This is a genomic window from Paenibacillus pseudetheri (assembly GCF_924513355.1).
GTDB classification, from domain to species: Bacteria; Bacillota; Bacilli; order Paenibacillales; family Paenibacillaceae; genus Paenibacillus_AQ; species Paenibacillus_AQ pseudetheri.
Genome location: NZ_CAKMAB010000007.1, coordinates 36293 through 49750 on the forward strand (window position 1 = coordinate 36293; position 13458 = coordinate 49750).

Annotated in this window: 14 protein-coding genes; 3 read left to right on the plus strand and 11 right to left on the minus strand. The window is 44.7% G+C overall.

The features are described from left to right. Nucleotides 1–2: 2 nt before the first annotated feature. From L1028_RS08320 to L1028_RS08350, 7 genes are all read right to left on the minus strand, one after another. The gene (locus L1028_RS08320) at nucleotides 3–356 is read right to left on the minus strand and encodes a DUF1048 domain-containing protein (protein ID WP_082651129.1); all 354 of its coding nucleotides are present in this window, start codon (nucleotides 354–356) and stop codon (nucleotides 3–5) included. Further along, nucleotides 349–678, minus strand: coding sequence for a PadR family transcriptional regulator (locus L1028_RS08325; protein WP_234532965.1), 330 nt, complete (start codon nucleotides 676–678; stop codon nucleotides 349–351). The genes L1028_RS08320 and L1028_RS08325 overlap by 8 nt, the downstream gene beginning before the upstream one ends. 1205 nt (nucleotides 679–1883) lie before the next feature. Next, nucleotides 1884–4001, minus strand: coding sequence for an amylo-alpha-1,6-glucosidase (locus tag L1028_RS08330; RefSeq protein WP_234532967.1), 2118 nt, complete (start codon nucleotides 3999–4001; stop codon nucleotides 1884–1886). 26 nt (nucleotides 4002–4027) lie between these two features. Next, nucleotides 4028–4864, minus strand: coding sequence for a carbohydrate ABC transporter permease (locus L1028_RS08335; protein WP_234532970.1), 837 nt, complete (start codon nucleotides 4862–4864; stop codon nucleotides 4028–4030). A gap of 12 nt (nucleotides 4865–4876) precedes the next feature. Continuing rightward, nucleotides 4877–5752 (minus strand): carbohydrate ABC transporter permease, encoded by an 876-nt coding sequence (locus L1028_RS08340; RefSeq protein WP_234532972.1) that lies wholly within the window; start codon nucleotides 5750–5752, stop codon nucleotides 4877–4879. A 63-nt stretch (nucleotides 5753–5815) separates the two neighbouring features. Further along, nucleotides 5816–7192 (minus strand): ABC transporter substrate-binding protein, encoded by a 1377-nt coding sequence (locus L1028_RS08345; RefSeq protein WP_234532973.1) that lies wholly within the window; start codon nucleotides 7190–7192, stop codon nucleotides 5816–5818. Between the two features lie 119 nt (nucleotides 7193–7311). Further along, nucleotides 7312–8337, minus strand: coding sequence for a LacI family DNA-binding transcriptional regulator (locus L1028_RS08350; RefSeq protein ID WP_234532974.1), 1026 nt, complete (start codon nucleotides 8335–8337; stop codon nucleotides 7312–7314). A gap of 135 nt (nucleotides 8338–8472) precedes the next feature. On the opposite strand from L1028_RS08350, the gene L1028_RS08355 reads away from it, so the two are divergent. Then, nucleotides 8473–9252, plus strand: coding sequence for a ChbG/HpnK family deacetylase (locus L1028_RS08355; RefSeq protein ID WP_234532975.1), 780 nt, complete (start codon nucleotides 8473–8475; stop codon nucleotides 9250–9252). A gap of 377 nt (nucleotides 9253–9629) precedes the next feature. Here the strand turns inward: L1028_RS08355 and L1028_RS08360 are convergent, their stop codons facing one another. Further along, complete coding sequence (locus L1028_RS08360; RefSeq protein WP_234533180.1) at nucleotides 9630–10793, minus strand: MFS transporter; 1164 nt, start codon at nucleotides 10791–10793, stop codon at nucleotides 9630–9632. Nucleotides 10794–11119: 326 nt separating this feature from the next. On the opposite strand from L1028_RS08360, the gene L1028_RS08365 reads away from it, so the two are divergent. Next, nucleotides 11120–11701 carry a TetR/AcrR family transcriptional regulator gene (locus tag L1028_RS08365; protein ID WP_234532976.1) on the plus strand — a complete coding sequence of 194 codons (582 nt, stop codon included), beginning with the start codon at nucleotides 11120–11122 and terminating at the stop codon, nucleotides 11699–11701. A gap of 118 nt (nucleotides 11702–11819) precedes the next feature. Further along, nucleotides 11820–12197 (plus strand): PilZ domain-containing protein, encoded by a 378-nt coding sequence (locus tag L1028_RS08370; RefSeq protein ID WP_234532977.1) that lies wholly within the window; start codon nucleotides 11820–11822, stop codon nucleotides 12195–12197. A 113-nt stretch (nucleotides 12198–12310) separates the two neighbouring features. Here L1028_RS08370 and mnhG read toward each other — a convergent pair whose 3' ends face one another. The 3 genes from mnhG to L1028_RS08385 are packed head-to-tail and all read right to left on the minus strand — an operon-like array spanning nucleotide 12311 to nucleotide 13456. Next, the gene (gene mnhG, locus L1028_RS08375) at nucleotides 12311–12715 is read right to left on the minus strand and encodes a monovalent cation/H(+) antiporter subunit G (RefSeq protein ID WP_234532978.1); all 405 of its coding nucleotides are present in this window, start codon (nucleotides 12713–12715) and stop codon (nucleotides 12311–12313) included. After that, entirely contained in the window at nucleotides 12690–12983 is a 294-nt protein-coding gene (locus L1028_RS08380; RefSeq protein ID WP_042187626.1) for a Na(+)/H(+) antiporter subunit F1, read from the minus strand. Before L1028_RS08380 ends, mnhG begins: the two co-directional genes overlap by 26 nt. Further along, complete coding sequence (locus L1028_RS08385) at nucleotides 12983–13456, minus strand: Na+/H+ antiporter subunit E (protein WP_234532979.1); 474 nt, start codon at nucleotides 13454–13456, stop codon at nucleotides 12983–12985. Before L1028_RS08385 ends, L1028_RS08380 begins: the two co-directional genes overlap by 1 nt. Nucleotides 13457–13458: the final 2 nt, after the last annotated feature.

Consider the following 13458-nt stretch of genomic DNA (forward strand, 5'->3'; position numbering starts at 1 on the left):
CCCTATCTTCCAAGTTTTTTGTGAATAGACTCGTTCATTTTTGCCCGCATTTTCCCCGTCCAAGTCTGAGCGGAAACGTCCTCCAGTAACCCGTCGCAGAACGCCATTACGTCATTTCCTACGATCTCCAGAACATCTCGACCTTCAGCAGCTCCCATCTCAAACATGTCGAGCATTTCGGGGAACAGGTTAATGACGCTAGAATCGTTAGATGAGAAGTTCAGCATGTAACGCGATGCGATATTGTAAACTTCTCGGTAATCGTTTGGGAGCGCTTTTGAACGTTTTACGCACTCTTTGTAAGCCTTTTTTTGTTCACGTAAATCTTTAAATTTAGCGAGCATGTTCTTATACACGGCTATCCTCCTTCAGTTGAGTAAGTCTTGACGAAACATATCCCCATTTCTCCCAAAACATGGACAGTTCCCGCCATCCCTCTTCATTTAGACTATAAAATTTCCTTGGTGGTCCTATTTCGGACGGTTTTTTCTCGATATTGACGAGTTTATTTTTTTCTAACCGTATCAAGATGGTGTAGACTGTTCCTTCAACAACATCTTCGAAACCGAGCGCATTTAGCGTTTTTACGATTTCATACCCATAGGTTTCTTTCCGGCTGATGATTTCAAGTACACAGCCTTCCAAAACTCCTTTCAGCATTTCTGTAAGGTTATCCATTAAAGTCCTCCAATGCTACTCTGTATTGCTTAGTACCACTATATAGTATCACCGAGTAGTTGAAATGTAAATAGGAGGAAAAGCGGAATATGAAAACTAATAATAAACTAATGATGATGCATTGTAGATATCCATTGAGATTTCATTAAGATTTGAACATCTAAAAAATGCTATGTTTAGAAAGACGTTTAGTAAATGACAAAAATAATTCTAAAAGGTAGGTTGTAATGATCATGAACAACAAATCTCTTTAAAGGTCTATAATATTGGCTCTTGGTTTGACCTTCGTCACGTCGTATAGCGGAGCATCATTTCAGCGGAGAAGACGCCAGCTGATTTCACCGATCTAAAGGACTTAGACGCAGCAACGAAGGCAAAAATCGATGCGATGATATCAGAAGCTAGACAGTTTCGTGCTGTCTGAGGATTGAAAGACGATCATCATCAAGCTACATAAAGTTCTACAGTTCGATGATCAGACTAAAATGCCGAAAATCGACATAAGCGATCTGAAGACGCTTTATGGCAACTCAGTGAAAAACAAGAGGCGTAACCAGATTCTGGTTACGACAAGCGAATCACTAGTCACCAAACACAAGACCACTATACCGTCGACATAGAAGCCTCCGACGAATCCAAACCCGAACGATTGATGTCATGAAAATGACAACCCATAACTGGAGCGACTGGTTTTTGTATGAGGAGAATCCGGTGGTTGTGGTGGACGAGTAAGGGCAGATAGACAAATAGTAATATTCGATTGCTGAATACAGAGCATTACGGGATGGACCCGTCGCTCTGTATTTTTCATGTCAAGAGTCAACATTCAGATCATAAAAATACTACCATGAAGTAAAGTATTGACTAGAACCGAGAGTTAGCTCTATCGTGTATTCTAGGCATTCGTTGGTGCTTGGCTGTAATTATGGAAGCCAACACCGCAATTGCAAGTGATATGCTTCAACAAGAAATCAACGAAACAGGAACGGACGCGCTTGGGGTAAGTTTTACCGTCTCTTGTAGTTATTTGGGTTGTAGGATACTTACATCAATTTTTACAAAAATGAGCGACTACAGGCGAAACTAAGCGGCCTCAGTCCCATGGACCAAGGCCGCTTAACCGTCTTATATTATTTGTATTGTCTACTTACGGGGTGTACTTCAAACGCTGGTCGACGACCTGCATGCCTGCAACACTTCGTTCTTTAATGCGAAACGACAGTCCAACCTGTCGTATTTGCCAAAATGTGATAAGCACATGTTTCGTTGCGCCGTTTAACGTCCACATCCAGCACACCGCTACCGAGACGAAGCCTGCGGACGGAGAGCCAGTCCATTCCCACCGGCAACACGGGATGAAGCGATATTTGTCGCGTCATATAATCAAGCTGCATACCGAGCATCACTTCAATAAACACGAAAGGTGTAGCGGCTGCCCACGCCTGAGGGGAGCATGCGACAGGATAGTGAATCGGCGTGTCCTTATTCGCAGAATAACCGCAGAACAGTTCCGGCAGGCGATGATTTTCAAAGCTAGAACTGGCGGCAAGTAAGCCCTCCATAACGGTCAACGCTTCCTTATGGAAGCCTTCGTGATTCAGTCCCATTAGACACAGTGAGTTATCGTGCGGCCAAACGCTTCCGTTATGATAGCTGATCGGATTGTAGCCCTTTTCGCCCTCTGCCATCGTCCGAATTCCGTAACCGCTGAACATTTCCTTTGATAGTAGCTTGTCGGCGACTGCTGCTGCCCTATCCGGATTCAGCATGCCGGACATGAGCACGTGTCCAGGATTCGAAGTAACAGTTTCAACCTGTTCTCTGCCGCAATCGAGCGCCAGCGCATAAAATCGGTCGCTTTCCACCCAGAATTCCTTCTCGAACAGCTTCGACAGCTCCTCAGCTTCGGCGATAAGATTGCTGGACCAGGCGATCATTTTGTTATCGTTCGAATACGGCTTCATCGTGCGGAGAAGCTCCGCAATCGTCGTTTTAGCCTGATAGACATATCCTTGTACTTCAGCGAGAGCGATTGGAGCTTGCGCATATTCTCCGTTGCGATGCACTACGGAATTGGACGAGTCCTTCCACCCCTGATTCGTAATACCTTTGGCGGATTCTTTGTTATATGTCACAAAGCTGCTTTCATCCAAATCGCCGCATGTATCGATCCATTCCAGCGCCCGCCTGATGTTGGGCATCATCTCTTCAAACAACTGTATATCGTCGGTCCATTTAACATATTCACCGATCAGGATCAGAAACAGTGGCATCGCGTCAACCGTACCATAATACGGTGTAAACGGCACCTGGTTCGTATTTGCGAGCTCGCCATCGCGTAACTCATGCATAATTTTTCCCGGTTGCTCGTCGCGCCAGTTATCCGACTTTTCACCTTGATAGCGAGCCATCGTCATAATCGTGCCCTTGGCGATTTCGGGATGAACAGGTAGTAACTGCAACGCCGTGATCAGGCTGTCGCGTCCGAACGGTACAGCATACCAAGGCAAGCCGGCCACAGGAAACAAGCCAAAACCGAGATCCGTGAGCAACGCCCTGATATCCGACAAACCCCGTCGATAGAGGCTATCGAAAACCGGATGATTGCTGGCCACCCCTGTCGATCTTTGCTCCCAATCCGCATACATGCGCTGTAGCTCTTGTATAGCATCAGCATGTGAATGGCGCTGGGGGTAGGTTTCATTGATGACCGGAACAAAGAACAGTTCGATCGATGCCGATTGCCCCGCTTCCAAATCCATATAATAAGCGATCACCGCTCCTTCATTCGAAACAGTGACATGGCCCGGTGCTTCCATCCATTCGACGAGTAGCGACCGCTTTACGTCGTCCACCCCACCGTAATCGATAGAAAACCCCGACGCCAGCTGTCGGACCCCTGTCTTCCGTCCGAATTGGCCATCTTGAAATCCGCGAATGATAAACATATCTTTGAAATCGGCATCGATCTCCAGCTTAATGCTGAAACGTTGAAGATGCGGGTTGAAGTTGGTCGCGCGAATCGTTTCATAGAGAATGCCCTTATAGATAAATCGCGTCCGCTTAATCTCGACGGATTCACGCCATAGCTTTTCTCCAACTTTGATATCGGGATTCGTAAGCACGATATTCGAGACATAGTTCCGGTCAGACTCGGATGCAAGGAAAATTGGCTTTGCCCCATTAACGGTCAACTTCAAATGGCTGAGAAACCGCGTATCTTTCGTATATAAACCGAAGCCTTCCGTAGAATCAGTTGATATATCGCCGAATAAATCCGTAACGAGAAACAAATCGTTTTCTTTTATGACGCTATATGCCACTGCTGCACCTCGTTCGTATTCGTTTATTATCCCTTAACCCCGGAAGAAGCTACGCTTTGCTGCACTTGCTCCTGAACAAGTACGTATATCAAAATCCCTGGGAGAATCACCATCAATAACGCAGCGAACATTCTTGTATAATTGTAGGAGAATGCTTCGTTAAAAAATTCCAGTGCTACCGGCAACGTTCTGTTCTTCTCGCTGGTCATCAAAATCAGCGCATAAAAGTATTCATTCCAATTGTTCAAGAACATCAAAATGCCAGCTGTCGAGATGCCCGATTTCGCCAACGGCATATTCACATTCCAGAAAATTCGCCAGAAGCCCGCGCCGTCAATTAAAGCTGATTCGTCAAGATCTTTGGGAATCGTGATAAACGCCAAACGCAGGATGAACAACGCCAGAGCCATTCCGAACGATGCATAAACGAGGATCAATGCGGCTTTCGTATCATAGAGATCGAGTTTCATGATGATCGTGAAAATAGGCTGCGCGCGTGAGTATCCCGGTACGAGCAACGTAATGGTACAAAGGATAAACAAGAAAGATTTCCCTCGAAAGTTGAATTTCCCAAAAATATATCCTGCCATCGTGTAAATAAACAGCGCAATCAATGTCGAGGCTATTGCAATGAACATGGAATTCATAAAGTAGCCGAAAAAGTTGTACTGCGTGAAAACATCCTTATACGCGTTAAAGTCGATTTTTTTCGGCAACGAAAAAGGATCATTCAATATTTCTTTGTTCGATTTGAAAGAAGACAACAGAATCCATAGAATCGGGAAAATCGACACCACTACCGTAAACGTCATGACGCTGTAGGAGAGAATGAGTTCAGGCCATTTTCGGATATTTGTTATCATTAGCTCTCCTCCTTAATAAGTACTCTCGTTCATCTTGAACAACCTGTTGATCAAAAGAAGCACTAGGATACCAAGCAGAATCATGACGGTCGCTGCAGCGTTGGCGTATCCGTAGTTGTAATTGACGATACCGTCATAGAGCATCAGCGTTATATTATAGGTATCGTTGCCCGGTCCTCCTCGGGAGGTAAGCGCCACTTCCTCGAAGCCAGATATCCGCGCTGTGACAGACAATATGATGCCTGTTCCGATCGCTTTTTTGACAAGCGGCAGGTTAATGTGACGGATGATACCCCACTCGTTCGCTCCGTCCAAAAGCGCAGCTTCATGAACTTCCTTGGGAATGGCCATCAAATCGTTATAGACGATCAAGGTGACATATACCGCATAAAATAGCCAAGTGAGCGTAATAGCGAAAAAAGAGGCAGGGGAATCGAAAAACCAATTGACATGAAAATCCGAAAAACCGATGCTTCTAATTATATGGTTCAAAATGCCGATTTCATCGTTGAAGAACAGTTTGTAAATAATCGCCCAAGCAGCAGCAGAGATGACCATCGGCACCATGAATACACCCCGGACGAATCTCCATCCGATATGTTTCTTGTACAATACGAACGCAACTAGCGTACCGAATCCGACATGCAGCGTAGCCGCAATAAGCGACCACAGCAGGATGTTACGCAAGGCAATGAAAAAGGTGTTATCATACGTAATGAGATGGATATAATTATCTAAACCATTAAATTGGGGGGCGCGTAAACCGTCCCACTCCATAAATCCCGTTACGAGCACCGTGCCGATCGGAACGACGTAAAACAAAGCCAGCACAAGAACCGTAGGCGCCAAGAACACCGCAATCCATACATTCAACCACTTGATTTTCACTTTTTCACCTCTTTTTCTGCAATGAGCCCTTTCACTGCCAGTGAAGGGCTCATCCGTTGCGGCTTATTTTTTGAATTGTTGAGCTTTCTTCGTTAAATGCTCGGCGAATTCTTCAGGCGTCATTTTATCTTGCGCCAGCAGGGGTAAATATCCGCTGAACTCTTTGGACGCAATCTGATCCGGCCATACATCCGCCATGGATTGCGCGATCATCTTCAGATCGTTGGTCACGGACTGGTTCATCTCGCTCAAAATCGGATTCAGCTTGGAAGTAAAATCGGCGGAAGTCTTAATGTTCGGTGCTTGACCGCCTTCGGCAACCATATACGCTTCGATTTCCTCGGGAGAACGGATGAATTCGATAAATGCTAATGCTGCTTCCGTCTCTTCTTGTTTCAGCCCCTTCGGAATCCACCAAGAGTACTCGGCTGTCGTGGCCAACCCGATACCGCCAGGATACAGGGAAACGCCGACCTTCTTGTCAAAGCCTTCCGGCGCTTTCGTCGTATCCGAGAAGTCGCCGACCATCCAAGTCCCGTTCGCGATAATCGCCGTTTTTTCGTTCAGGAAGTTGTTAGCGGAATCAGCGTAAGCGGCGCCGAGTGCATTGTCCGTCGTGTATTCCTTGAGCCATTTTTGTACTTCGCCGAACGCCTTGACCCACATCGGGCTCGTATAATCGAATTCCTTGTCGGCGCGGTTGCTCTTCAGCACTTCTTCCGCTCCCGGCTCGTTGGCCATGAAAGCGGATGCAAGAAGCATTGTGGTCCAGGCGTTTTCCCCTGTCATCAGAGAAAGCGGTGTAATGCCTTTGTCCTTAAGCGCTTGAAGCGCTTGATCGAATTCCTCGAAATTCATTTGCGCGATTGGTTTCGTAATTCCCGCGTCTGCGAACATTTTTTTATTGTAGAACAAGCCGATCGGACGAACTACGGCAGACGGCATAGTGTAAATTTTGCCGTTTCTTGTATTGAATGCAACGGAATCCTCGATCAGAGTCGCTTTCAATTCCGGCTTCGAATCCAAAAACGGCTTAAGGTCATAAATTTCGTCCTTCTCAATCAGACTCACGACAAGCTCATTGGCTCCCTTTTCTATGAGCGCGGGTAGCTTATTTTGCTGCCAAAGAAGCTTGATTTTGTCATTGTAATCATCGTTCGGTACTTCTTCGATTTTAATTTCATATTTGTCAGCATACTTTGAGTTAAAGCGCTCTACTTGCGGCAGGAAAAATTTTGCCCCTACGTTCTGACCCGACTTATAATGCGGAATTTTTAGTACAACTTTTTCTTGTACAGCAGTTTCCACCGATTTGTCGGTGTTTGCCTCCGACAAGCTTGGCGTCCCCTTTGCGTTCCCGCCCTCGTTTTTGGACCCACATGCTGTCAAACCCAGTGCCATGGTCAAACACAGCATCAATACCATTTTGAACCTCTTCATAAGTCCATTTCTCCCCTTCTACTCAGTTAGTTTTATTTAAAGATTTCCGAAGGAAATCCTTAAAACGGTGTCTGACGGAGTTTTCCAAAACGTTTTGGGAAAAGACTACAAAAAGGTCTTTAGCCTTTTTGCAAACGATCCGCACTTTCACGGATAATGAGCTGGTTTTCAAGCACGATTTTATGATTGACTTTACGCCCTTCTATCATGTCGATGAGCATTTGCGCCGCTTGGTAGCCCATCTCGTATTTTTCCTGGCGTACAGTGGTCAGTTTGGGTGTGGAGTAGGAGGCTATAGAAATGTCGTCAAAGCCGATCACCGAAATGGAGTCGGGTATTGCCCTGCCCATCTGCTCCAATTCTTTCATCACGCCCAGCGCCATAATATCGCTAGAGCAAACGACGGCCGTCGTTTCGGGATGGCGCGACAGGATTTTGCCAATGGCAGCAGCCCCGCCATCTTCCGAAAAGCGGCCATCTTCAACCCTGCTGATATCGTAGGCGATGTCAGCCTCCTGCAAGCCCAGCATGTAGCCTGACAACCGATCAGCGCAGATAGCCGCTTCTTTATAACCATTGATGAAAGCAATATTACGGTGTCCAAGTTGGATCAAATACCTGACTGCATCTCTGACTCCACTTACATTATTGGTCGTGACGTGTCCGACCCCGTCGCCGGCGACAGGGATGTCTATTAACACGGAGGGGAACGATGATTGGTCGATGACCTCTCTCAAATAGGGATCGGTCGTCTTTAAACCCTTCAGGATGACACCGTCAACATTGCGCTCCCGACAAAGATCCGAATAGGTTTTTTTCATTTGTTTGTTAGGGTTCGTACTGAACAAAATAATATCGTAATTCAGTTCGCTGGATCGGTCGCTAATGCCACACAGCACCTCGAACGAAAAAGCAGCTTTGACGCTGTCACGCGTAAGCTCCGATATGATGACGCCGATCGTATTCGTTTTTTTCAGTACCAGACTTTGTGCCTGAGAATTCGGTCGGTAGGACATTTTTTCGGCCAGCTTCTTGATCCGGTTTCTCGTTTTTTCATTGACGTCGGGGTAGCCGTTCAGCGCGCGTGATACGGTTGTAATGGATACTCCGGCCGCTTTGGCGATATCTTTGATTGTGGGAGACATATAAAAACCTCAAACTTTCCAAAACGTTTTGGTAGTGCTACTATCAATATAGCATCTCTTGAAATCGCTTGCAATCTTTTATTGGAACTTTTTGGATGAACGCATTTACGACAAAATAACCGGAGGTTGAATGAATTGCCGAAACTGGAAATTTACTTGATCACGCAAGGCGACGATTTGGGGGGAAGCTATTCCGCCAACAAGGCCATCCACGAGGCGTGGCGTAACGGCGAGCTCCGCAATGGTTCATTGATGGGAAATGGCATAGCGGTACAGGACGCCGTGAAGCTATTTGCCCAGGAGGATGGATTTTGCATTGGCCTTCATTGCACCCTGCATGCAGAGTGGGACCGTGTTCGCTGGGGTCCGGTATTGTCTCCAAAACAGGTTCCGAGCTTAGTACTCGAAGACGGCACTTTTCACCGGTCTCCTGCAGACTGGAAAACGTCGGGATTTGAAATCTCGGAGGTGATGGCCGAATTACAAGCTCAACTGGAAGCGGTCAGAAAGCTGGGCTTCAAACCTTATTACGCTGATACGCATATGGGCTTCGAGCGAATCGACGAACGACTCACTCACCTATTCGATAATTGGTGTGAAAGCGAAGGGTTAATGTCCTACAGAAACGTTTGTATGGATATTAGTTATAACGGACCAGGCCAAGGAGAAGATCCCGTATTGAACGTCATTCAAGCATTGGAATCCGTCCCCTCCGGCATTTATCGCCTAGTCACGCACCCTACGTTTATGGATGAGGAGATACTTGATTTCGGAAACGCGCAGCATTCCGGCGAACAAATCGCCAGAGAGAGAGACGCCGACCGCAGGCTGTTCCAAGACGAACGGCTCAAGCAGTACTTCGCCCAGAACGGGATTCGCGCAATTCGTTACGACGAGCTCTGGAAATATTGCTAATCGCATAAAGACCCAGTTAAAAACCTTCAAACTGTGAGATTCCTTTCAATAGTTTTCAAATTATTGGTTCAATTTATATAGAATGGATAAGAGGATATCCACCAAATGTGGACAATGTACAAGGGGGAATCATGGTTACGTACATTAAAAGCAATAACACGGTTTTATAAGTACAACATGCATTCAAAGAGGTGAAACGTGTGCCTATCAAAAATGGTAATCAATACATCGAACGAATCAAACTTTTCGAATTGCTCCCACGGCCAGGTTGAAATAAATAACTATAGCCCTGGCTAGAGCATTAAGACTTAGAAATCGCACCAAATTATACGAGATCAGCGTTACAATTTTTTCGCATGAATATTCATCCCTTCGGGCTACTTCTTTGTTAATGACCAAAAAAGAAGAGCCAAAGCACTCACCATTGCACCTAACAAACTTACTCCGTTCCAGCCAAAGTAAACATAGATACTGGTAGATGCGATCGACCCAGTGGCGCTGCCAATAGAATAGAAAATCATGTAACCGGCAGTAAGCCTACTGCGTGCCTCAGGACGCAAAGTAAGGATCATGCTCTGATTGGTGACATGTACAGCTTGTACTGCAAGATCAAGTAGGATAATACCAACGATTAATGCAAGAAGCGAATGTTGAACATAACTTATTGGCAACCATGATATGAGCAAAAGAATCAAAGCTACACCTGTGGTCTTCTGCCCTAAACCCCGATCGGCGAGGCGACCTGCTCGCGCTGCTGCTAACGCTCCAGCAACACCTGCGAGACCAAACGCTCCAATCGCAGTATGTGAAAGAGAAAACGGTGGGGCGCTGAGAGGTAATACTAGAGACGTCCATAATATACTGAAAGCGATAAAAATCATCATGCCTAGTGCAGCACGGATTCTAAGAGTTCGTTCCTGAGCAAACAACGTGAACATTGAACGAATCAGCTGTAGGTAAGATAATGATTCTCTTTTGTGCTCAAAATGTGGCAACACCCGAAACAATATACATGCCATGATTAGTGTTAATATCGCGGAAACAAGGTAGACAGAACGCCAACCTGCTAAATCCATTAATACGCCAGCGAAAGTTCGTGCCAGTAGAATACCAATTACGATTCCACTTGTCACAACACCAACGACACGCCCACGTTCGGCTGGAGCAGCCAAAGTTGCGGCGAACGCAACGAGCGTCTGTGTCACTACGGCAAGAAACCCAACCGCTGCTATACCTATGAATAACACTATACTGCTGGTGGCAGTACCAACGACAATTAAAGCCAATACGGATAGCAGCATCTGTCCAGAGATCAGCCAACGTCGATTTAATAGATCGCCCAGAGGCACTAGTAATAACAGTCCAAGTGCATAAAAAATTTGAGTGATTGTAATAACAAGTCCAACGAATGAATGAGAAATACCAAACTCGTTCGAAATAGCGTCCAGTAAAGGCTGCGCATAATATATGTTAGCAACAACTATTCCGCAAGCGATGGAAAATAAAAGTGCCACATTGCGAGATATTATTGATACAGGCACTGGTTCCGACGCTCTAAGCCTTCCTTGTACTTTTTCAACTTTATTGTCTGTTTGATCCGCTATACTAGTTTTCGATTCCTCAACAGATTTCCCCAATGATAACGCCTCCTGAGATTAACTTTTATCAAATTCATAAAATACATACCAATCAGTACGTAATTACGTTTGACAAATATAACTCTAAAAAAAGATAACTGTCAAGAGACTAGCTTATAGAACAACAAAGGTTATAAACTGACTATCTATACGTCCATTTCTTATTGACATAATAATATTCAAACCATACAATAATAACATACCGTTCGATATGAAAAGAGGGAATTTCTATGGCTCGACCACGTGAATTTGATGAGGAAAAAGCATTGGATGCAGCTATGCAAGTATTTTGGGAAAAAGGGTTCGAGGCTACTTCTTTAAGCGACCTGACATCAAGAATGGGTATTCAGCGGCCTAGCATCTACTCAACCTTCGGAGATAAAAAAGGACTATTTGAAGCTGCGTTACGAAAATATACGAGTTCTCATGCTGCCTATGTTCGTAACAAGCTTCAAAACAATTCTTCTGTTAAAGAGGCATTTCGTGACTTTTTCGAAAATATAGTGGCAAAAGAATATGGACAAAATCCGAACTGGGGATGCTTTTGCATTAATTCGATGGTTGAACTTTCACCCCACGATGAGAAATTTGAGATCCTGACAAGAGAACACCAGATGTATCTCTCGGTAATATTTCAAGAAACGATTGATCGGGGTTTGAGCTCAGGTGAGCTTAATCCCGCTATTAACGCAAAGAGTTTAGCGCAGACACTAGTCATATCATTAATTGGACTTACTGTGATCATGAAATCCCGTCCTGAAAGATCATTTGTAGATAATTCTGTAAAGGAAATACTTACATTGTTACGATAAAATCAAAAATTAGTATGCAGCTTTTGTAACTTCGAAACTTTATTATGTTTAATAACTCTTCACTAATCCTGTTTTACTGTCGATAATTTATAGTAGATGGAAAAGTATGGAGGAGCATATGAACACTAATCGCAGAACTGAACCTTTTCGATATACCCTTAAAGAACCTGTAACCCTTGATCTTCATATTCTTAGTATTAACGGAATTCAGGTGCCTTCTAAGCCTGTAAGAGCTGTGTTGTTCAATATTAGTCGAACAGGCTGCCACTTATCGTTACCCCTCAACATTAATCCAGAAAATAACCTGGTACGGATTGGTATGGAAATGAATCTTACGGATGAACCTATTTACTTAGAAGGAATTCTAAAATGGAATAGAGAACAGCAGGACTGTTTCCATTACGGTATTCAATTAGACATTCCTGAAGCAGACATTGAGTGTCTTCCGAGGGTCCTACGCAGGCTCGCTGGAGAAGGTAAAATATTGGTTCTTTGAACGATTAAAATCAGAATAGTGATCCGTTTAATAAAAAACAAACCCGCGTGTAAACGCGGGTTTGTTACAGTTTTTGCTGCTGTTATTGAAAATCAAGATAATTCCTAACACTTCTACCTTTGTTCTTGAGGTATATCTCGTTCAGGAGTTACCGGTATAACTTGCTCTTTCTCCAGCACCTCTTTTAAATCATCCTGAATTCTTCGATCCCAATGAGGAACACCGGAGCGATATGCCGCTCTACCAGTTAGGTGGGCGGATAAAGGTGCAGTTATAAATACAAAGACAATTCCTAGTAATAGCTTTGCACTAATATGATCCTGAAAAAATGCAAAATACAGAAATGCCCCAACCAAGACACATAAAACACCGAGAGTGGCACTCTTCGCGGCAGCATGTGATCTTAGATAAACATCAGGTAACCGTATCAAACCAATAGCACTTACGGCGCTAAGCAATGCCCCTATAAGAATTAACAAGGCAAACAGCAACTCACCTGTAGTCTTGATCATTTCCATTTTCTAGCACCACTCCCTTTTCGATATATCTGGCAAAGGCTGTCGTTCCAATAAAGGAAAGAATTCCAATCAACAAAATAATTTCTATAAAAGCCTGCGTTTGGAGAAAGACAGATAACACGGCCACCATTGCTAGCAGATTAATTCCAATCGTATCTAGTGCAGCGACTCGGTCAGGTAAAGAAGGTCCTTTCACCAAACGCCAAGCACATACGCCTATAGCTAGAGCCATGATCGTAATTGATAGCATAAGAATAAAGTGGATCATTAGCGGGTCACCTCCAATATCGCACGCTCAAAGGTATCACGGATATTTGCTCTGAACTGTGCGGGGTCATCAACATCCATGGCATGAATATACAATGTCCGATTATCATCCGAAACCTCAAGCACTACCGATCCAGGAGTGAGGCAGAGCATCGTGATTAACGTTGCCACTTCCCAATCCGATTTTAGCTCTGTAGTATATTTGAGGATAGCTGGACGTATATTAGGCTCCGGTCTTAGAACAGCTTTTACCACTACATAACTTGAAACGACCAGCTCCCGCAGCAGCAACAGGATGAGCTTAATGATCGCCCACACTTTTCCAAGATATAATCTGGGCCAAAAGCGCCGCATTCCGAGCAGAATGAGTATACCTAACAAGAAACCAATGACGAAACGTGGCCCAGTCCAGTCATTGTGCAGAAACATCCACAGGAATGCTATCATGAAATTCAATAATAGTTGAAAAGCCATAG